At 43.8% G+C, this 19,744-nt stretch carries 22 protein-coding genes; all 22 read right to left on the minus strand.

The window, feature by feature from the left end; translation table 11 throughout:
• Positions 1 to 144: 144 nt before the first annotated feature.
• On the minus strand, positions 145 to 1,029 hold the full coding sequence (gene tsf, locus EV146_RS10185) for a translation elongation factor Ts (RefSeq protein WP_132005480.1): 885 nt from the start codon (positions 1,027 to 1,029) through the stop codon (positions 145 to 147).
• Between the two features lie 141 nt (positions 1,030 to 1,170).
• On the minus strand, positions 1,171 to 1,884 hold the full coding sequence (gene rpsB, locus EV146_RS10190; RefSeq protein WP_121609236.1) for a 30S ribosomal protein S2: 714 nt from the start codon (positions 1,882 to 1,884) through the stop codon (positions 1,171 to 1,173).
• A gap of 152 nt (positions 1,885 to 2,036) precedes the next feature.
• The gene (locus tag EV146_RS10195; protein WP_132005483.1) at positions 2,037 to 2,543 is read right to left on the minus strand and encodes a hypothetical protein; all 507 of its coding nucleotides are present in this window, start codon (positions 2,541 to 2,543) and stop codon (positions 2,037 to 2,039) included.
• Between the two features lie 22 nt (positions 2,544 to 2,565).
• Positions 2,566 to 3,555: a FapA family protein gene (locus tag EV146_RS10200; protein ID WP_132005486.1), complete on the minus strand. Its 990-nt coding sequence runs from the start codon at positions 3,553 to 3,555 to the stop codon at positions 2,566 to 2,568.
• 4 nt (positions 3,556 to 3,559) lie between these two features.
• A complete protein-coding gene (locus EV146_RS10205; RefSeq protein WP_132005489.1) occupies positions 3,560 to 3,931 on the minus strand; it encodes a flagellar assembly protein A in 372 nt (123 codons plus the stop codon).
• A 13-nt stretch (positions 3,932 to 3,944) separates the two neighbouring features.
• On the minus strand, positions 3,945 to 4,706 hold the full coding sequence (locus EV146_RS10210; protein ID WP_121609239.1) for a FliA/WhiG family RNA polymerase sigma factor: 762 nt from the start codon (positions 4,704 to 4,706) through the stop codon (positions 3,945 to 3,947).
• Between the two features lie 17 nt (positions 4,707 to 4,723).
• Complete coding sequence (locus EV146_RS10215) at positions 4,724 to 5,221, minus strand: chemotaxis protein CheD (RefSeq protein WP_132005492.1); 498 nt, start codon at positions 5,219 to 5,221, stop codon at positions 4,724 to 4,726.
• Positions 5,214 to 5,861 carry a chemotaxis protein CheC gene (locus tag EV146_RS10220; RefSeq protein ID WP_121609241.1) on the minus strand — a complete coding sequence of 216 codons (648 nt, stop codon included), beginning with the start codon at positions 5,859 to 5,861 and terminating at the stop codon, positions 5,214 to 5,216. The genes EV146_RS10215 and EV146_RS10220 overlap by 8 nt, the downstream gene beginning before the upstream one ends.
• Before the next feature lie 28 nt (positions 5,862 to 5,889).
• Positions 5,890 to 6,318 carry a chemotaxis protein CheW gene (locus tag EV146_RS10225; RefSeq protein ID WP_121613721.1) on the minus strand — a complete coding sequence of 143 codons (429 nt, stop codon included), beginning with the start codon at positions 6,316 to 6,318 and terminating at the stop codon, positions 5,890 to 5,892.
• Positions 6,319 to 6,372: 54 nt separating this feature from the next.
• Positions 6,373 to 8,415 carry a chemotaxis protein CheA gene (locus EV146_RS10230; RefSeq protein WP_132005495.1) on the minus strand — a complete coding sequence of 681 codons (2,043 nt, stop codon included), beginning with the start codon at positions 8,413 to 8,415 and terminating at the stop codon, positions 6,373 to 6,375.
• A 20-nt stretch (positions 8,416 to 8,435) separates the two neighbouring features.
• Positions 8,436 to 9,515 (minus strand): protein-glutamate methylesterase/protein-glutamine glutaminase, encoded by a 1,080-nt coding sequence (locus EV146_RS10235; RefSeq protein WP_132005498.1) that lies wholly within the window; start codon positions 9,513 to 9,515, stop codon positions 8,436 to 8,438.
• On the minus strand, positions 9,512 to 10,375 hold the full coding sequence (locus EV146_RS10240; RefSeq protein ID WP_158287070.1) for a MinD/ParA family protein: 864 nt from the start codon (positions 10,373 to 10,375) through the stop codon (positions 9,512 to 9,514). The genes EV146_RS10235 and EV146_RS10240 overlap by 4 nt, the downstream gene beginning before the upstream one ends.
• Entirely contained in the window at positions 10,362 to 11,516 is a 1,155-nt protein-coding gene (gene flhF / locus EV146_RS10245) for a flagellar biosynthesis GTPase FlhF (RefSeq protein ID WP_132005504.1), read from the minus strand. Before flhF ends, EV146_RS10240 begins: the two co-directional genes overlap by 14 nt.
• The gene (gene flhA, locus EV146_RS10250; RefSeq protein WP_132005507.1) at positions 11,513 to 13,549 is read right to left on the minus strand and encodes a flagellar biosynthesis protein FlhA; all 2,037 of its coding nucleotides are present in this window, start codon (positions 13,547 to 13,549) and stop codon (positions 11,513 to 11,515) included. Before flhA ends, flhF begins: the two co-directional genes overlap by 4 nt.
• 53 nt (positions 13,550 to 13,602) lie before the next feature.
• A complete protein-coding gene (flhB, locus tag EV146_RS10255; protein WP_132005510.1) occupies positions 13,603 to 14,688 on the minus strand; it encodes a flagellar biosynthesis protein FlhB in 1,086 nt (361 codons plus the stop codon).
• Positions 14,689 to 15,471 carry a flagellar biosynthetic protein FliR gene (gene fliR, locus EV146_RS10260; protein ID WP_132005513.1) on the minus strand — a complete coding sequence of 261 codons (783 nt, stop codon included), beginning with the start codon at positions 15,469 to 15,471 and terminating at the stop codon, positions 14,689 to 14,691.
• Positions 15,468 to 15,737 (minus strand): flagellar biosynthesis protein FliQ, encoded by a 270-nt coding sequence (gene fliQ / locus EV146_RS10265; protein ID WP_121609248.1) that lies wholly within the window; start codon positions 15,735 to 15,737, stop codon positions 15,468 to 15,470. Before fliQ ends, fliR begins: the two co-directional genes overlap by 4 nt.
• A gap of 14 nt (positions 15,738 to 15,751) precedes the next feature.
• Entirely contained in the window at positions 15,752 to 16,417 is a 666-nt protein-coding gene (gene fliP / locus EV146_RS10270) for a flagellar type III secretion system pore protein FliP (protein ID WP_121609249.1), read from the minus strand.
• Positions 16,414 to 17,076, minus strand: coding sequence for a flagellar biosynthetic protein FliO (locus EV146_RS10275; protein WP_241993883.1), 663 nt, complete (start codon positions 17,074 to 17,076; stop codon positions 16,414 to 16,416). The genes fliP and EV146_RS10275 overlap by 4 nt, the downstream gene beginning before the upstream one ends.
• Before the next feature lie 31 nt (positions 17,077 to 17,107).
• Complete coding sequence (locus tag EV146_RS10280) at positions 17,108 to 17,470, minus strand: response regulator (RefSeq protein WP_121609251.1); 363 nt, start codon at positions 17,468 to 17,470, stop codon at positions 17,108 to 17,110.
• A gap of 20 nt (positions 17,471 to 17,490) precedes the next feature.
• Positions 17,491 to 18,741 carry a flagellar motor switch phosphatase FliY gene (gene fliY / locus EV146_RS10285; protein ID WP_132005519.1) on the minus strand — a complete coding sequence of 417 codons (1,251 nt, stop codon included), beginning with the start codon at positions 18,739 to 18,741 and terminating at the stop codon, positions 17,491 to 17,493.
• Positions 18,731 to 19,729: a flagellar motor switch protein FliM gene (gene fliM, locus EV146_RS10290; RefSeq protein WP_132005522.1), complete on the minus strand. Its 999-nt coding sequence runs from the start codon at positions 19,727 to 19,729 to the stop codon at positions 18,731 to 18,733. The genes fliY and fliM overlap by 11 nt, the downstream gene beginning before the upstream one ends.
• Positions 19,730 to 19,744 lie beyond the last annotated feature (15 nt).

Consider the following 19,744-nt stretch of genomic DNA (forward strand, 5'->3'; position numbering starts at 1 on the left):
GACCCCGAGGGGCTAGGCGCTGGAACTAGATTAAAAGTGCTTGTGCCATGGAGGCACCGGAACCTGTCACTGAAATGCTCAGTTCCAAAAACAGGGAACACAATGTGTTCCCTGGAATCATTTAAGATTTGCAGCGTATATGAATTATTTTTTGTTGACTTGGCTCATTACTTCTTCAGCGAAATTGTCTTCACGCTTTTCGATTCCTTCGCCAACTTCGTAACGTACGAATTCACGAACAGTGCCGCCTTTTGATTCAACAAACTGGCGCACTTTTTGGTCAGGGTTTTTAACGAAAGTCTGATCTAATAGGCAAACATCTTCAAAGTACTTGCTTAAGCGGCCTTCAACCATCTTGGCAACGATGTTTTCAGGCTTGCCTTCGTTAAGTGCCTGCTGTGTAAGAACCTGGCGCTCACGCTCTACTTCTTCAGCAGAAACTTCGTCACGAGATACATACTTAGGGTTGATGGCTGCAATGTGCATAGAAACATCTTTTGCAGCTGCTTCGTCGGTAGTTCCTTCAATAACTGTCAGAACACCAATGCGTCCGCCCATATGAAGATAAGCACCAAATGCATCAGTATCTGTCTTTGTTTTGATTTCAAAACGGCGAAGAGAAAGTTTTTCTCCAATTTTAGCAATAGCAGCATTAATATGAGCTTCTACTGTTGCACCATTTTCCATCGTCTGAGCAGTTGCTTCTTCAACAGAAGCCGGCTTGTTCTTAAGAATATGCTCTCCCAATTCTTTAACAAGAGTTTGGAAGCCTTCGTTCTTTGCAACGAAGTCTGTCTCGGAGTTCACTTCAAAGATAACTGCTTCGTTGCCTTCAGCAACGATTGATACAAGACCTTCTGCCGCGATGCGGTCGCCTTTTTTAGCAGCTTTAGCGATTCCTTTTTCACGAAGGAAGTCAATTGCTTTTTCCATATCTCCATCTACTTCTTGAAGAGCTTTCTTGCAGTCCATCATGCCAGCACCAGTTTTTTCACGAAGTTCTTTAACCATTTGTGCAGTAATTGCCATAATGTTATATCCTCCTTTAAATTGAGTGGTTATGTACCTATACCATATTTTTACTAAAATGAACCATATTTAAACTTGAAAAAAAGGTGATAAAGGGCATCCCTATATCACCTTTCCCCATTCTAGCTCAAAAAACTACTATTAAGCTTCAACAACAGCTTCAGCAGTTTCTTCTCCCTGCTTTGCTTCAAGGATAGCATCCGCCATTTTACCAGTTAGAAGTTTAACAGCACGGATTGCATCGTCATTCGCAGGAATAACAACATCGATTTCGTCCGGATCGCAGTTTGTATCAACGATACCAACGATAGGAATGTTCAATTTGCGTGCTTCAGCAACCGCAATACGCTCTTTGCGTGGGTCGATGATGAAAAGAGCATCTGGAAGGCCCTTCATATCTTTAATTCCACCCAAGAATTTTTCTAAGCGTTCTTGCTCTTTTCTTAGTTGAACAACTTCTTTCTTAGGAAGTACTTCAAAAGTACCATCTTCAGCCATTCTCTCGATATCTTTAAGGCGTGCAATACGCTTTTGGATTGTTTCGAAGTTTGTTAAAGTTCCACCCAACCAGCGTTGGTTAACATAGTACATTCCGGAACGCTGAGCTTCTTCCTTAACGGAATCTTGAGCTTGTTTCTTAGTTCCAACGAAAAGTACTGTTCCGCCTTCACCAGCAAGTTCCTTCACCCAGTTATAAGCTTCTTCCACTTTCTTAACTGTTTTTTGAAGGTCGATGATGTAGATGCCGTTACGCTCTGTGAAGATATATTTCTTCATCTTAGGGTTCCAGCGGCGAGTCTGGTGACCGAAGTGTACACCAGCTTCAAGCAATTGCTTCATAGAAATTACTGACATGTTTTTTTCCTCCTAATGGTTTGTTTTCCTCCGGCCATTTCATCTTTAAGCGAGAACTGCCGAAACAGCACCATTCGCTCAAATCCATAGCCGTGTGTATTAACACCGTTTAATAATATAGCATAAGTAAAAATGACAATCAAGTAATACCATTAATTCTTTTGAAATTTTAAAAGCAGCTCGATTTCCGTCTTTCCTTTACCCAGTTTCTTGGCAATCTCGTCAATAGAGTCTCCCTCTCTTTTAAGATCCTGGATTCGGTTTAAAAGGGAGGATTCCCCTGCAGCATTTTTTCCCTTTGATTCAGGAACATGCTCTTCCCCCCCGCCGCCGTTTTCAAATAATGCTTCTTGCTGTTGTTTAGGGGCGTAGGCATCCTGCACCATTCGGTAGCTGACCTTTCCTTTTTTGGGAACTGGTTCCTTTGTTTCTTTTTTGCCATCTTTAGAATCAATAGAATTCATTTTTTGGAGGAATTGATCGTTCTCTTCTTTCATTTCAAACAAATACCCGGAAAAAAGCTCCTCAAATTCACTGATCATTTTTTCTTGTTTTTTCTCTGATTGTAAAAGACGATTCTGCCTTAAGTATAAAACTATAATCGCAAATATAATGACAATGTTAAGCAGAAAGCTTAATAGTAACAGGATTGTGGTCATTCCACCCCATCCTTCCATTCCCTTAGCCGGGAAAAATTTGAATCGGCTTGATGATGATCTCACTTTTATCCAAATGGAATTGGACAGATGAAAATAACTGATTCACCTTATACGAGTATCTGCCAAAATAAACCTTTGTATTAGGGTAAATTGTGCCCCTTACAGAAAGGATTGACTTCATATTTTCCTTTTGCTCCACATTAATTTCTTCCAGCTGATTCTCAATCAGTCTGATGTGGCCCTCAAGCTGTTGTCTGGTTGCACGCTGTTTAGACAGCAGCCTGGCTTTCTCATCTGTCATCCTCATTGCCTGGTGGACCGCTTCAAGAAGTTTCGCTTCAATGATATCTATTTTCACCAAACTTTCTTTTGCCGCCTGTCTCTCTTTATAGAGCACTTTACGCTGTTTTTCAAGCAGAGGATCCCAGCCGATTGCCACTTCTGTCTTTGCATAAAGTCGGTTTCCCAGGTCCTTGCATAATATATTTCTTCCGGAAGTAAGGATCCCTCCAACTGCTTTCCCGTCTGGACAATTGATTGAGCCGCCTGCCATAACTCTACTGTTCAGGATATAAGAATCAATCATTACATCACCAGATGCAATGACCTCGGCCTGATTCAGGTATGCCGCCCGGATATTCCCCCCAGAGGCATAACTCCCTTTATTTCCGCCTGCTATTCCTCCGGCCACATGGATGTTCCCACCAGCTTTTACGGTCGACCCTTCTGCCATTCCGGAAATAATAATATCCCCGCCGGCCTTCAGCACGTAGCCTCCCGGAACATTCCCCCTGATCACAATTGAACCTGGAAAGTTCAAATTCCCTGTCCTAAGATCGAGATTTCCGTCCACTTCATATATGGGATTCACTGAAACAGAATTGTGAGTGATGCTTACCAGGCCATCGATGGCCGCATACAACGAGCTCCCATTTACCAAAACATGATTGCCCGGCTTGATTTTAAGCCGTTTCCCTTTCCGGGCAGGGATTGGTTTCCCAGAAACTGTCATGCCTTCAGTCCCGTTGCCCGGGGGGGATTGCTGTTGCAAGCAGCTGACCTTTCTTTATTGAGGGTATAGTAAGGATATTTCGAAAATCGAATTGATCCGTTCCAGCATGTTGACTTTGTAACCATTCCTTTCGCAAATAGGCGTCGGTACCTGGCAATGACCGTTTTCCTTCAGCAATCAGAATAGCTTCTCCAAACGAAAGCGAATTCTTCAAAATAGTTTCGACTGCATCCTGTTTTATTCCATAGACGACATTCTCTTCTAGTAGAAAATGCCTGATTTCTTCCTCCGAGAAATCCTTTGCCTCTTTGGCCCTCCAGACCAGGCTGGCTGAAAGTCCATCCTTTGATAAACGGGCTTGAAACGGCTTTTCCATCGTTTTGCTGCCCCTATAAAGCCTTTTCGAGTAAACTTCTCAGTTTAAAAAGAGATTTAGAATGAATTTGGGATATTCTAGATGTAGATAAACCCATTACCTGTCCTATTTCGGTCAAAGTGAGTTCTTCCCTGTAAAACAAGCTGAGTACAAGCTGTTCTTTCTCATTCAGGTGGGAGATGACGGAAGCCATTTCCTTAAGCATTTCTGTTTTCAATACTGTCTCTTCCGGAGTGGGTGTGCTCGTGTCTTTTACTACAAAGGAATGGTTTTCCCTTTCATCATCACCTGGCTGTTCATCGATAGACAGTACATTGGCAAAGAAGTGTTCGTTCATCACAGTATGAATGTCTCCTTCTTCCATATCCAGTTCAGCAGCAATTTCTTCTGAAGTCACATTTCTCTGATACCTCTGTTCAAGTCTTTCAATCGCGGATTCAATCTTTTTTGCTTTTTCCCTGGTGCTCCGGGGGAGCCAGTCCTCTTTGCGAAGACCGTCGAGGATGGCTCCGCGGATGCGGAAAGACGCATAAGTATCGAATTTTAAATCACGGTCGGGTTCAAACCTTTCCAGCGCATCGTACAGCCCAATCATCCCAAGGCTTTTGAGTTCATCCCGCGAAACACTTTTAGGCAGGCTGACGGATATCCTTTGAACATGATAGGAGACTAGGGGCATATATTTTTTTATTAGCAGATTTCCTGCCTCTGGATTACGGGTTTGGACCCAGCCATCCCAAATGGCCTTTTCATCGGATGTTGATGCATGTACCATGCGAATCCTCCTTCTCCTTACAGTTCACTGTTTCCTTTGTTTATTGTCCTGATAGATAGAATACAAGTTTCCGGTGAGAACTCGATCGTTCTCCCGTTATTTCCTCCTACGTCCTGTCCGGTTACAGGGATGTTCAGTTTTTTCAGAGCAAGGAGGACAGACTCCACATTCCTAGGGCCAATCCTGAGGACATCACTGCTGCCGGAGAATTGGAACATCTGCGCTCCTCCTGCCAGTTTAGCCTGGAGGGCTGCCAGCCTTGCACCGTTTGCGACCAATATTTCAGTGAGCTCCTTGACAGCGGTGTCCCCATATTTTGCTTTATTCATTAGCCCTTGTTTCCCCAAGGCTGAATCAGGCAGCATCACATGGGCCATCCCTGCAATCCTGCGTGCTTTATCATAGATGACAACCCCCACACACGAACCGAGTCCAGTTGTACGAATGAGATCGGGGGCTTTAACTATGTTCAGGTCCGCAATCCCGACTTTTACAATATTAAGAACACTAGTCATTCGAAGTAACCCCTAGCGACTGAAAGATGATTTCAAATGATTCAGGGTCAGGCAGCAGGAAAAAATGTCCCTTAACATCCCCTGCAGGATTGTTTTCTGTATCCTCTTCCTTCAAAATTGTGTCAATAACAATGGCAAAATCGCTTGTTTGCGAAATCTCAAGCAGCCCATAGCTAATGATAGCCCCAGCCATGTCGATCCCCACTCCGGGAACAGAAGGATAAAGGGAAAGCTTTGTAAATTCAGAAAGGGCAGTAAGGTAAGAGCCTGACAGGATATTTCCTAATTCTTTGAATGCAGATACCCCCAATTCATCATAAGGTGGTTCCGCCAGTGTAAAACTCTTGTCCCCAAGCAGCTGCTGGACAAATCTCTCGGCCTGGGCTATTGAAAGGATAAAGAACATGCTTCCGGGCGCATCCCCTTCAATACGCAGAAATATCGAAGCTACAACAGTTTCTGCCCCTCCGGCAAGATTCATCATTTCTTCAAATGAAACAATGCGTGCACCCGGCACCCTCATATCTATTTTTCTATTAAGCAGGGCAGAAAGAGATGTTGCTGCGTGTCCCGCTCCAATATTCCCAATTTCTTTTAATATATCAAGCTTGAGATCGGATATTTCATTGATAGACAACATAATATTTTTACTTATCCTTTATCCGATTTTATTTTTCTGTATCAACAATGCTTTCAAGATTAATCATAATCAGCAGCCTCTTTTCAAGCTTTGCTACTCCACTGATGTATTCAGCAGTCGTACTGCCGATGATTTCTGGAGGCGGCTCGATTGCCTCAAGCGGAATATCCATTACATCATTGGCTGCATCTACAATAAGTCCGACCTCTTTATCCTCGGCCATGACAATGATCAGTCTTGTATGATCACCATACTCTTCTTCTTCAAGCCCCAGGCGAAGCCTTAAGTCGATGATAGGCGTCACAACGCCACGCAGATTGATGACCCCTTTAACGAAAGGTGATGTACGCGGAATCCTTGTGATCGGGTGAAGCTTTTCAATCCCTTTTACTTCACTGACAGGTATAGCATATTCTTTATCCGTCAATTGAAAAACAATTACCTTTAGCATTGGCATATCAGCCATTTCATTCTCCTCCTGAGCTATAAAGCGAATAGCTTGTGATTTCATCTATTTTATTAATGCATTGCAGTCCACGATCAGTGCAACCTGGCCGTCTCCCAGGATGGTTGCACCGGAAATGGCAAATACATTTGTCAGGTAGTTCCCCAGCGGTTTTAAGACCACTTCCTGCTGTCCAATGAATGAATCTACCACAAGACCGGCCATTTTTTCACCTTTTCTGACAATCAGGACAGAACATACATTTTTATTTTCATCTTCTTTTCCGGGGACCTGGAAAATCTCCTTCATAAACAGCAGCGGAACCACTTTCCCTCTAAAATCAATCACCTTTTGATCATGGGCATTCAAAATTTCAGCTTTTTTTATAATCGCCGTTTCAATAATGGACGACAGCGGGATAGCAAATTTTTCCTTGCCCGTTTCAATTAACATCACGGAAATAATGGACAGGGTCAACGGAAGCTGGACGGAAAAAATGGTCCCTTTATGCTCTGTTGATTCAATGGAAATTTCACCGCCAAGTGATTCAATCGTGTTTTTAACTACATCCAGACCAACACCTCGTCCAGAGATATCCGAAATCTGCTCCGCAGTAGAAAACCCTGATGAAAATAGAAGCTCATACACTTGTTTATCCGTTAGTGCCTCACCTGCTTCCTCTGACAGGATTCCTTTGCTGACTGCCTTTTTCAACACTCTATCTCTATTAATGCCGGCACCATCATCTTCAATTTCAATAAAGACATGGTTTCCGCTATGGTAGGCACGAAGAACTACAGTCCCTTCTTCCTCCTTGCCATTTGCAGCCCTGATTTCGGGAGTTTCAATACCATGATCAACTGAATTCCGGAGCAAATGGACGAGGGGATCGCCGATTTCATCGATAACCGTTCGATCCAGTTCGGTATCAGCACCGGTGATTTCAAGCTTAATTTTCTTATTAAGATCCCGTGCAAGCTGGCGGATCATACGAGGAAATCTGTTGAATACTGTTTCCACCGGAACCATGCGCATATTTAAAATGATATTTTGCAGATCACCTGATATTCGCGACATATGTTCGACCGTTTCATTAAGCTCGCTGTTACTGAGGTCCCGTGAGATTTGTTCAAGTCTGCCCCGATCAATCACAAGTTCCTCAAAAAGGTTCATCAGAATATCAAGTCGTTCAATGTTGACACGTATGGTCTTATTGGAATTTAGTGGCTTCATACCTTTCTTATCTTCAGATTTATCCGCGGAGCCAGAAGAATCAGATAGCTCGGAAGCTTTTTTTTCCTCATCGCTGGTCTCTGTTTTTTCCGGAAAGTCTTCGAGAAGCAGGATGGAGTTTATCTCTACATTTTCTACCTCTGCCACGTTTAGCAGTTTTCTTTTGATTTCCTCTTTATTTTCCGTGGAAAGAAGAATGACAGTGAAGTCGCTGTCAAATTGTTCTTCTTCGAGCTTATCAACAGAAGGAAGAGATTTTATTACTTCACCTGATTGTTCAAACACCTCAAAAACCATGTAAACCCGAGCCGCTTTTAACAGACAATCCTGCCGAAGAGAAACCTGGACATTATAAGCTTCGAATCCCTGCTCTTTTGACTGCCGGATGACGGTTCGTTCAAATTCATCAAATTCATAAGAAGGGCAGCCGTCTTTTGCAAAGGGAGGCGCTTCAGCTACGGCAGCAGCAGTTTCCTCAAAGGATCCATCATCCTGGTTACCCGTTTCAATCCTGTGCAATTTTTCTACTGTTGCAGTAACATCCAATTTCCCATCACCGCCTGAAGCAATTGATTCAACCATTTCCTCCAAGTGGTCAACTGCAAGAAATACAATATCGAGAATCTCCGGAGTCACAATCAAATTGCCATTCCTGATTTCATCCAGCACATTTTCCATTTGGTGCGTAAGGCTTGCCAGGTCTTCATAACCCATAGTTGCTGACATTCCTTTTAGCGTATGGGCTGAACGAAAAATCTCATTCACGATGAGCAGATCGGAAGGATTTTTCTCCAGCTCAAGCAAATTCATGTTGCATGCTTGAAGATGCTCTTTACTCTCCTCTATAAAAACTTCTAGGTATTGATTGATTTCCATTTCCATTTATCCCCCTGGGCTCATATGTAGGCCATAATTGCTTCCGCGATTTGTTGTACTTCCTTAATTTCATCCACTTTTCCGGTTGCAATTGCTGCCTTTGGCATGCCGAATACAACAGATGTCTGTTCTGATTCAGCGATGGCCTTCGCTCTTCCTGAAGATTTTAATTTTTCAAGCCCCTTTGCCCCGTCGCTCCCCATGCCTGTCATGACAACAGCAATACAGGAAAAATGATTGAATTGGCTGACCGACTCAAACAGGACGTCCACAGACGGACGATGTCCATTTCTCGGCTCACTAGTTTCCAGCATTACTGTGGTGGCCGTGCCCATAGGCTTTACAAGCATATGAAACCCTCCCGGTGCAATGTACGCAGTCCCTTTTTGAAGAATTTCCCCATCCTCCGCTTCTTTCACATGGATGCTGCTCAAGGAATCAAGCCTGCTTGCCAGGGACTTGGTGAACCCTGCTGGCATGTGCTGGACCACAAGGACAGGAACAGGCAAATTACCGGGCAATTTAGTTAAGACCTCCTGCAGTGCCCTTGGTCCTCCTGTCGAGGTGCCAATACATATCAACTTTTTCGAATTTAAGCCCAAACTTTCATGAGCAGGAGAAAGCTCCTTTTTGACTGGTTTAACCTCTGGCTTGAGAGGAGATACCTTCTTGTTAACTGTTAACCCGATTCTTTTCATGTTGGCTTTGCTTGCCGAAATGACCTTAGCTGTCAGTTCCTCTTTTATTTTATAAAGGTCCATTGAAATAGAACCCGAGGGCTTTGCAATGAAATCCACTGCTCCATACTGAATGGCCTGCAAGGTATTCTCTGCACCCTGATTTGTTGTACTCGATAACATAATGACTGGCACAGGCTGTTCGGCCATGACGATCTTTAATACTTCCAGCCCGGTTAGACCAGGCATCTCCACATCCAGAGTCATGACATCAGGATTCAAGTCCTTTAATTTTTTAACTGCTTCTTCTCCATTTCGCGCTGTGCCCACCACCACGATCTCGGGGTGCTGAGACAGGAAATCGGTAATGAGCTTTCTCATGAATGCCGAATCGTCGACTACTAATACTCCAATCTTTTTCATACTTGCCACTTCTTTTCAAACAGCCGCTTTAATTTCACAAAAAAGTGCTCGGGAGCAGCCTGATAAGATTGTCTGTTCTCGAAACGGGCTATGAGAGTTTCGAGCTCCTGGGTAATCGGCGCTTTGGGACACTCGAGGATAAAGGGAACCTGCTTCCTTACAGCCTGGAACACATGGGTATCTTCTGGAAGTACACCCAGCTTCACCGGTTTTTTCCCAAGAAACTTCACTAAAACATCCTCCAGCCGATCGAGAGTCTCTCTTCCCTCTCTTCCCGGCCTGGCCCGATTGACAATAATTGAAAAGGGGATGTCCCTGTCATTCATATGAATATACTTAATAGCAGCATAGGCATCCATAATGGCTGTTGGTTCAGGAGTGGTGACAACAATCATTTCATTGACAGCCAGCAATAGATTCATTGTTTCTTCGTTCATTCCTGCACCCATGTCGAAAATGACATAATCATATTCCACCCAAACGCTCTTTAAATCATCAATAAATGTTGATACAGACTCAGAATCCAGCTTCACCAGCTGGTTTAGACCCGTCCCTCCTGAAATATACTGGATTCCTTCAGGGCCTTCCGTAAAAAGGTCCCTGATTCCCGCCGTTCCGGCAAAGTAGTCTGCAATCGATAGAGGCGAAGACCTTCCCATTAATATCTCGATATTTCCCATTCCAATATCTAAATCAAACAGCAGAATACGATAACCTTTCCTTTTTAGCCCGATTGAAAAATTTAAAGAGATATTAGATTTTCCAACCCCGCCTTTACCGCTAATGACTGCAATCGTCTTGGCTGTTCTCAGACTAGCTTGTTCTCTCAGTCGTTCTCTCAATTGATTAGCTTGATCCATCTTTTCCGTCTCCAAACAATAATTTAGCAATTTGCGCCGGTTCAGCTGACAGTAGATCATCTGGAACATCCTGGCCATTCGACAAATAGGCAATCCCTCTTGAAAACTTTTCTGGAAGATTGATCAAAGCTCCATAAACAGATGTTTCATCCGTCTTTGTAAAAATAAATTTGTCGATTGGCACCAGGGAAAATTGCTTGCAGATTTCCTCCATATCAAGCTGTTTGGCAGTTAGGGACAGGACCAGAAAGGTTTCCATTTCCCTGTCAAAATCGATGATCTGTTTCAGGTCATCTACATACTTCCGATTTCGGAAATTTCTCCCGGCGGTGTCAATCAGCACAACATCATATTCATGAAATTTGTCAGCCGCAGCTTTAAAATCCTCTTTGCTATAGCATACTTCTATTGGAACACCAAGTATATTTGCATAGGTTTTCAATTGTTCAATTGCACCTATCCGGTAGGTATCTGTCGTAATAAAAGCAACTTTTTTTTGATGGTTTAGAACACACTCTGCGGCAATCTTGGCAAGTGTAGTAGTCTTGCCAACCCCGGTAGGGCCGATTACGTTTACGTATTTCTTCTTAAATGACACCCCGCCATACGACATGCCCGATAGTCTTTTCTCAATAGCTTCCTTTGCCCAGTTTTCAACTTCGGACGCAGATGCATTGGCCCCTGTCCGATACCAGGTGCCAAGAACTGAAGCAAGGAGCTCTTCTCTGATCTTATAGTCTATTTCCTGTTTCTTCAGAAAAGCAGCAAGTGTTTGGAGAGGATTTGGCAAAATCGAGACAGGCCGGCCGGTTTCTGTCTGCGTTCTCATCAACGCTTTGAGTTCACTAATCTCCTGAAGAATTTTGGATTCTTTCTCCTCAGGGATTTGCTGATCCTTCATTATCTTGGCAGCTGATTTTGAAATTGTTATTTTATCAGGTACCCTCGCAGAAGCCGTGCTATGCTCCTGAATGGGATCGACAGCAGCTAGGACTTCAATCCCCTTTTTCCGGAATAGACCAAAAACTCCTCCAAAATGGATTATTCTTGAATTCAGGATCACAGCGTCACCGCCAAGCTCTTCCCGAACCTGTTTCATAGCTGCAGGCATAGAAGATGCAGTATATTTTTTTATTTTCATTCGATTGTCACCACCCCGACACTCTGTACTTCGACATTTGCTTCAAGTTCGTTATATGACAGGATTGGGATATGCGGAAAATATCTTTCTGTCAGCTGGCGAACATACATCCTGACTGCCGGAGAGCAGAGGATGATTGGTGTTTGTTCCATTAGACTTAGCTGCTCCACCTGTGAAGCAATGGATTCCAGAATTTGCTGTGAAACAGCTGGATCAAGCGATAAGTAATTCCCATGCTCCGTCTGCTGGACACCTTCCGCCATTACCTTTTCAGCCCTCCCTGAAAGAGTGACCACTTTCAGGGAGTCACCCGGGTTTGCATACTGGCTTGTAATTTGCCTGGCAAGTGCCTGACGGACATATTCAGCAAGAACATCTGTATCTGATGTGATTTTCCCAAAGTCAGCCAGGGTCTCAAAAATGACCGGCAGGTTTCGAACCGATACTTTTTCTTTTAAAAGCTTTGCCAGCACCTTTTGAATTTCCCCGATTGTTAGAGGATTTGGTGTGACCTCTTCAACTAAAATTGGGTAGCTCTCCTTGAGATGTTCAATAAGCTGTTTCGTCTCCTGCCTTCCCAGAAGTTCTCCTGCGTTCGATTTTATAATTTCTGTTATATGGGTCGATACCACAGATGGAGGGTCGACAACCGTATAACCAAAAATTTCCGCCTGAGCCTTCATATCCTCGGTAATCCATTTAGCCGGCAAACCGAAAGAAGGCTCAATCGTATCAATTCCCTCGACAGATTCATCTTCCACCCCTGGGCTCATCGCAAGATAATGGTCCAAAAGAACTTCTCCCCGAGCCATTTCACTGCCTTTAATTTTCAATCTGTACTCATTCGGCTGCAGCTGAATATTATCACGGATGCGTACAACCGGGATGACCAGGCCAAGTTCGATAGCCAGCTGGCGCCTGATCATGACAATCCTGTCCAGAAGGTCCCCACCCTGATTTGCATCAGCAAGAGGAATCAAACCGTAGCCAAACTCAAATTCAATTGGGTCAATATTAAGCAAATTGACGACACTTTCCGGACTTTTCATATCATCAGCCTGAATTTCCTCCTCCATTTCCGATAAATCAGGAGGTTCACCATCCGGTACCTTGGAGAAAGAATAGCCTCCAAATACTAGGAGAGCAGCAATGGAGATGGTAAGCATGTCATGAATGGGCGTGAAAAGCCCAAGCAGGAAAATCGTCCCCCCTGCAACATACAGCATTTTGGGGTAGGCCATCAGCTGGGAGGTTATATCACTCCCGAGGTTGCCATCAGAAGCAGCGCGAGTTACCACGATACCTGTTGCTGTCGTAATGAGTAGGGCTGGAATCTGACTGACGATTCCGTCTCCTACTGTCAGGAGGGAATATCGGTTTGCAGCCTCTGCTATCCCCAGTCCCTGCTGCATCATTCCAATCACAATCCCGACAATCAGGTTGATCATAACGATGATAATGCCGGCGATGGCATCTCCTTTGACAAATTTGCTCGCCCCATCCATTGCACCGTAAAAATCAGCTTCTCTCCCGACCTTCTCACGGCGTGCCCGTGCTTCATGTTCGGATATCATTCCTGCATTCAAATCGGCATCGATGCTCATCTGTTTTCCTGGCATCGCGTCCAGCGTAAAGCGGGCCGCCACTTCCGATACACGCTCGGACCCTTTCGTGATGACGATAAACTGAATAATAATTAGAATCAGGAATATGACTATACCCACAACAACATTCCCTCCAACTACGAAGGAACCGAAGACTTCAACGACACCGCCTGCATGGCCATGGGAAAGGATCGACCTCGTTGTTGAAACGTTCAGCCCGAGCCTGAATAATGTCATTAAAAGCAGCAATGAAGGAAATACAGATAGCTGCAACGGCTCTGTCATATTCATTGAAACCAGAAGGACTAACAAAGCCAGGGTAATATTCATCATAATGAGGATGCTAAGCAGCCACGATGGCAGCGGAATGATCAACATTGCTACGATTAATATCACACTTATTAAGACAATTAAATCTCTTGCACGCATAATCTTTCTCTCCTTAAAGCATATCTGAACGGCAAGGATTCAATTGCCGATGATTAAAGCACTTTATTCTTTGTTCTATAGACGTAAGCCAAAATTTCGGCAACTGCTTTGAAAAATTCTTCCGGAATGCTGTCTCCAATTTCAAGCTGGCTGTACAGGGACCTGGCCAAAGGCCTGTTCTCGACTGTCATGACCTCATTTTCTTTAGCGATCAGCTTGATCTTTTGTGCAATCAAATCTACTCCTTTTGCTACAACAATCGGTGCATGTGATTTTTGCTCATCATACTTTAACGCGACGGCAAAATGGGTTGGATTCGTAATGATTACATCGGCATTCGGAACTTCCTGCATCATCCTTCGCATGGCCATTTCCCGCTGCCGTTGCTTGATTCGTGATTTGATGACAGGGTCCCCTTCGGTATTTTTATATTCATCCTTAAGATCTTGCTTTGACATTCGGATGCTCTTTTCAAAGTCATACTTTTGATAAAGATAATCCAGCAGACTTAGAAAGAGCAGGGCACCCGAAGCAAAAAGCCCCATTTTAAGCGTTAGGCCGGCTACGGTTGCCAACGCTCCGCCAAGTGATTTATTTGCAAGGCTGAGAACTTCATCCATGCTCCCCCACAGGACAGCAAAAGCTGCAAAACCGACAAAACCGATTTTAAGTATGGATTTCAGAAGTTCTACCAGCGCCCTAATGGAGAAAATGCGTTTAAATCCTGTAATCGGATTAAGCTTTTCAAGTTTCATTTGTAGCCCTTCGGAGGAAAAAAGGATTCCTATCTGCGCATAATTTGCAGCCGCAGCACCAATCAATGCAATCAGGAGGACCGGACCAAGGATATAACCGATTTCTGCAAAGATCTCCATCATGACCATTTCCACATTTTTTTCTGTAACATCCAGCAGCATATATTCTTGAAAAGTATGCCTGAGAAGCTTTAGCAAGTGTTGTGTGATAAACGGTCCAAAAAACATCAGAAACAAAAACACTGAAAGAAGGCCGACAGCCGTATTAACGTCCTGGCTTTTGGCTACCTGCCCCTTCTTCCGCGAATCCTGCCTTTTTTTAGGGGAGGCTTTTTCTGTTTTTTCTCCGGCAAAGAACTGAAGATCTAAAGATAGTAATTTCATTTACTTGCCTCCCAATAGTTCCATAAGGCCTTTCATGGTCATTGCCATTGTTTGGAATAACTCGGTCACCATCATCATTAAAATTCCCATTACAGCAATGAGCAGGATAAAGCTGACTCCTATTTTCACCGGAATGCCGACGACAAAGATATTTAATTGAGGCACAGTCCTGGCGACAATCCCTAAGGCAACATCAACGAGGAAAAGGCTCCCTACCAGAGGCAGAGACATCTGAAAGGCAATCAAGAACATCGAGCTAAAAGACCTGAGCACAAATTCAGCGGCATTATCGTTTCCAAAGTGAAGCCAGAGCTGCTCAATTGGGATAAACCGATAGCTGTAAAAGATGCCATCAAGCAGCAGGTGATGCCCATTTGTTGCCAGCAGGAGCAGCAAAGCGATTGTATATAAATATTGTCCGGTCAGCGGGCTTTGAGCACCTGTTTGGGGATCGATGACATTTGCAATCGCGAAGCCCATTTGAAAGTCTATCAGGCCTCCGGCAATCTGAATGGCAGATAAAACAAGATACGCTATAAATCCTATGAAAACTCCAACAAGGATTTCCTTGATGATCAATAAAAAATATTTTCTATCGATTTGAAGCACAGGTGCCTCAATGGTCGAAAACATGATGACTGCAAGGAAAAAGCCCAGTCCCATCTTATGTGAAGCAGGTATGGAGCGATAGGAAAATAGCGGCATCATCAGGAAAAAGGAGGTCACCCTTACAAAAACGAGCAGGAAAGCCGGAAATCCCTCAAGAATCTCAATTGATATCATCCTACAAACCTTGTAAGATCCGAGAATATCTCATTGGCATATGAAAGCATATGGCTGAGCATCCAGGGGCCAAAAAAGACAACTCCGATTAATACAGCCACTATTTTAGGAACAAAAGCGAGTGTTTGCTCCTGTATTTGAGTTGTTGCCTGGAAGATACTGATAATGAGCCCGACAACTAATGCGAGAAGCAAAAGCGGGCCGGAAATCATCATGACTGTATATATCCCTCGTTCTGCTATTGAAATAACCGATTCAGCCGTCATTTATCATCACCTGCTTAAAAACTTTGTAATAAAGATTTCACTACCAAATACCAGCCATCTACCAAAACAAACAGCAGGATTTTAAAAGGCAGGGAAATCATCACTGGCGGAAGCATCATCATCCCCATGGACATCAGGACACTCGCCACTACCATATCTATCACTAAAAAAGGTATAAAAATCATAAATCCAATTTGGAATGCTGTCTTAATTTCACTGATGGCAAACGCCGGAACAAGCGCGGTCAATGGAATATCTTCCACTGTTTCCGGTGCATCCGCCTGCATATAGTCAAGGAACAGAGCCAAGTCCTTTTGCCTCGTATTCGCACTCATGAACTCTTTAAAAGGGATCGAGGCACGGTCGTAAGCCTGTTCTAAATTAATTTCCTCATTAAATAGCGGGGTTAAAGCTTGTTCGTTAACCTCCTGGAAGGTGGGAGCCATAATAAAGAAGGTCAAAAATAAAGCAATCCCGACTAATACTTGGTTTGGCGGCATTTGCTGAGTCGCCAGAGCAGTTCTCACAAACGAGAGAACAATGATAATCCGGGTAAAGCTTGTCATAAGGATTAAAATGCTTGGCGCCAATGAAAGGACAGTCAGCAGGAGCATGAGTTTAACCGAAGTGCTTACATTTTCCGGGGCACTGCTGTTAAAAAACTCCATAAATTCATTCATTGTGAGTCTGTTCCTTTCTTCTCAATCTCTTCAAATAGCCTTTTCCTCCCGTTTTTCACATCTTCTAATTGCGACTTAAGCAACAGGGAGAACTTTTCTGGTTGTTTTTTTTCATCCTTTACATCCTTTTTCAGGCTCAAGAGCCTGGAAAAAAGATCCGCGGGCTGGATAAGCTGTTCAATATTATTGTTATGATCAGAAATTATATTCTGGTATTCTTCAGGGTTGTCTATCTCTTTTAAAAGCTGTATGTTTTCTCCTACACCGACAATCAATAATGTATTGCCAGCTTTTACAACCTGGATGGAACGGTTGCCGCCAAGGCTGGTTCCGCCCAGGTTTTCAACAAGCTGTGACCTTTTATAAGTCATGCTTCTTTTGTTGATAAATTTCAGTAAAAAATATAGAAGTCCTACGACAAATACAAGCGCGGCAATCATTCGGGCAAAGTCCCCGAATGTAACGCCGACTGTTTTTTCATCTTGCTGGTCTACCTTTTCATTCTTTTCCTTTGAACTTTTATCTTCATATGCATCAGGATGTTCCAGGTAGTCTTTAACACTATTATTCAGCTGCTCTGCCTGCACCCAGTTTTGTGAGCTTAGCAGAGCAACCATTATGAAGAGCAATACCCGGACAGTACGTATTACGCTGAACAAATTTCGCACCCTCTGTTTAGTTTGTTTCATTTTAGGCCAATGTCTTGGAAATCGCTTCAATTACGCGGTCTGCCTGAAACGGTTTAACAATAAAGTCCTTTGCCCCTGCCTGGATTGCATCAATAACCATTGCCTGCTGTCCCATCGCAGAGCACATGATGACCTTGGCATTCGGATTCAGCTTTTTAATCTCCTTCAGAGAGCTGATACCATCCATCTCAGGCATTGTAATATCCATCGTCACAAGGTCTGGACTGAACTCTTTATATTTCTCGATTGCCTGCGCCCCATCAGCAGCTTCGGCTACCACTTCATACCCATTCTTCGTCAGAATATCCTTAATCATCATTCTCATAAATGCTGCGTCATCAACGACTAGAATTCTATGTGCCATCTTTATTTCCCCCTGTATTCTTATCTCAGTTTTTTAATGCGGTCACTTTGGCTGATGATGTCCGTCAGGCGAACTCCGAAGTTCTCATCAATCACGACTACTTCCCCTTGAGCAACAAGCCGATTATTGACTAGGATATCTACCGGTTCCCCGGCAAGCTTGTCCAATTCGATTATGGAACCTGCAGTCAGTTCAAGGATTTCCTTGACGGAACGTTTTGTCCTGCCAAGCTCAACGGTTACCTGCAATGGAATGTCCATCAGCATATCAAGATTCTTTGTTTCGGTACCCCTCGGCTGGAAGTTTTCAAAATTAGAAAACACCGCCGGCTGAACGGAAGCTTGCTGCATATGGGAAGCTGAACTTCCGTAATGCTGCGGGCCAAAATGCTGGCTGTTCACTTGGTGATGCCGGCTGACAGGCTCCTCTGTACCAGCGTACTGCTGATGCGCTCCGGTTCCATGTGCAGCAGCCCCCTCCTGAACCGGGCTGCCAGTATAACTTTCCGTGCTTTGAGCGCTTGTATCCCTATTTGGACTGCTTCCATATCCATCATTATGGCTGGTTATGTTCCGGTCCGTTTCCTGGCTTTGGCCAGGATTCAGGAGCTCATCCACCAAGCTTTTGGCAAAGCTGATTGGAAACAGCTGCATGATGTTTGAGTCAATTAAGGTACCAATCTTTAAGGAAAATGATACTTTGACTAAAACATCATTATCCGGGATAGCACCTGTCCCTTTTCCTTCAAGAACATCCAGCAGTTCAATCGCCGGCGGCGAGATATCCACACGTTTGCTGAATATCGTAGACATTGAGGTAGCAGCCGAGCCCATCATCTGATTCATTGCTTCCTGAACAGCACTTAGCTGGATTTCATCCAGCAGCTCCCTCGGGTTTTGCCCATCACCGCCAAGCATTAGATCCGCGATAATTGCAGCATCTTTTTGCTGTATGACGAGCATATTGCTTCCAAGAAATCCCTCCGTATAATGGACCTGAACGGCCACATAGGGATCCGGAAACTCTTGCGGCAGCTTCTTCCGATCAACAACAGAAACCGATGGAGTTGTAATTTCCACCTTCTGATTCAGCAGGGTGGAAAGTGCGGTAGCCGAACTTCCAAAAGAAATATTTCCTATTTCCCCCAGCGCATCCTGTTCCATAAAAGAAAAATATTGCTGAATTTCTATGGTCTCTTCCTTTTCTTCATTTTGGGTGCCCCTTAATAAGGCATCTATTTCCTCTTGCGAAAGCATTTCGTCACTCACCATCTTCGTCTCCCCCCTTAAATGTATCCAATACCTGGATAGACATTTTTTTGTTCATTTTTCCTGGCTGTCCAATAAATTTTGCAATACCGCCAACCTTGAGGATAAGCGGAGAGTCTATCCGCTGGTTTAATTCAATTACATCCCCCTTATCAAGCATCAAGAAGTCCTCTATGGAAATTTCTGACGTTCCAAGCTCGGCTATTATCGGCACATCCGCTTTCTGAATTTCCTTTTCAAGGAATGCGTTTTCCAGAGGCTGATTTTCCTTTTTTTCGGATTGCATCCAGTAGTGAACCGAAAGCTTGGGAAGGATTGGTTCAAGAACAACATGCGGGATACAAATATTAATCATTCCGCTTGTTTCACCAATCGTTGTGTTCAATGAAATCACAACAACCGTTTCATTTGGTGAGACCATTTGAAGAAACTGGGGATTTACCTCAAATTCTGTAAGCTGCGGATCCATTTCAGCAACTGTATCCCAGGCATCACTGAAATTTTCAAATGCCCGTTCAAACATGGTTGACATGATTTTTGTTTCAATTTCTGTTAGTGTATCTACTTTGTTATGGCTTGTACCTTTTCCGCCAAGCAAACGGTCAAGCATGGCATAAGCAACATTTGGATTGACTTCCATAAGAATCCGTCCATCCAGCGGCGGAACTTCATATACGTTCATGATGGTCATCTTTGGGATGGACCTGATGAATTCTTCATACGGTATCTGGTCTGCTGAAGCGACGCTGATATGGACATAGGTTCTAAGCTTCGCAGAAAAGTAAGTAGTCAGCAGCCTGGCGAAATTCTCATGAATTCTTGTCAAACTGCGGATCTGGTCTTTCGAAAAACGGAGGGCCCTCCTAAAATCATAGGATTTGATCCGCCTTTCATTCTGTTCTTTCTTTAATTCTTCTGCATCCATTTCCCCGGTAGACAAAGCGGATAAAAGGGCATCAATTTCACTTTGTGACAGAACTTCTCCCGACAATCTTCTCACCTCCGT

This window comes from Mesobacillus foraminis, from assembly GCF_004340465.1.
GTDB classification, from domain to species: domain Bacteria; phylum Bacillota; class Bacilli; order Bacillales; family Cytobacillaceae; genus Mesobacillus_B; species Mesobacillus_B foraminis.

Coding starts and splice junctions, on each gene's coding strand:
- tsf (WP_132005480.1), bottom strand. CDS start 1,029: ATGGCAATTACTGCACAAATGGTTAAAGAACTTCGTGAAAAAACTGGT.
- rpsB (WP_121609236.1), bottom strand. CDS start 1,884: ATGTCAGTAATTTCTATGAAGCAATTGCTTGAAGCTGGTGTACACTTC.
- EV146_RS10195 (WP_132005483.1), bottom strand. CDS start 2,543: ATGACCACAATCCTGTTACTATTAAGCTTTCTGCTTAACATTGTCATT.
- EV146_RS10200 (WP_132005486.1), bottom strand. CDS start 3,555: ATGACAGTTTCTGGGAAACCAATCCCTGCCCGGAAAGGGAAACGGCTT.
- EV146_RS10205 (WP_132005489.1), bottom strand. CDS start 3,931: ATGGAAAAGCCGTTTCAAGCCCGTTTATCAAAGGATGGACTTTCAGCC.
- EV146_RS10210 (WP_121609239.1), bottom strand. CDS start 4,706: ATGGTACATGCATCAACATCCGATGAAAAGGCCATTTGGGATGGCTGG.
- EV146_RS10215 (WP_132005492.1), bottom strand. CDS start 5,221: ATGACTAGTGTTCTTAATATTGTAAAAGTCGGGATTGCGGACCTGAAC.
- EV146_RS10220 (WP_121609241.1), bottom strand. CDS start 5,861: ATGTTGTCTATCAATGAAATATCCGATCTCAAGCTTGATATATTAAAA.
- EV146_RS10225 (WP_121613721.1), bottom strand. CDS start 6,318: ATGCCAATGCTAAAGGTAATTGTTTTTCAATTGACGGATAAAGAATAT.
- EV146_RS10230 (WP_132005495.1), bottom strand. CDS start 8,415: ATGGAAATCAATCAATACCTAGAAGTTTTTATAGAGGAGAGTAAAGAG.
- EV146_RS10235 (WP_132005498.1), bottom strand. CDS start 9,515: ATGAAAAAGATTGGAGTATTAGTAGTCGACGATTCGGCATTCATGAGA.
- EV146_RS10240 (WP_158287070.1), bottom strand. CDS start 10,375: ATGGATCAAGCTAATCAATTGAGAGAACGACTGAGAGAACAAGCTAGT.
- flhF (WP_132005504.1), bottom strand. CDS start 11,516: ATGAAAATAAAAAAATATACTGCATCTTCTATGCCTGCAGCTATGAAA.
- flhA (WP_132005507.1), bottom strand. CDS start 13,549: ATGCGTGCAAGAGATTTAATTGTCTTAATAAGTGTGATATTAATCGTA.
- flhB (WP_132005510.1), bottom strand. CDS start 14,688: ATGAAATTACTATCTTTAGATCTTCAGTTCTTTGCCGGAGAAAAAACA.
- fliR (WP_132005513.1), bottom strand. CDS start 15,471: ATGATATCAATTGAGATTCTTGAGGGATTTCCGGCTTTCCTGCTCGTT.
- fliQ (WP_121609248.1), bottom strand. CDS start 15,737: ATGACGGCTGAATCGGTTATTTCAATAGCAGAACGAGGGATATATACA.
- fliP (WP_121609249.1), bottom strand. CDS start 16,417: ATGAATGAATTTATGGAGTTTTTTAACAGCAGTGCCCCGGAAAATGTA.
- EV146_RS10280 (WP_121609251.1), bottom strand. CDS start 17,470: ATGGCACATAGAATTCTAGTCGTTGATGACGCAGCATTTATGAGAATG.
- fliY (WP_132005519.1), bottom strand. CDS start 18,741: ATGGTGAGTGACGAAATGCTTTCGCAAGAGGAAATAGATGCCTTATTA.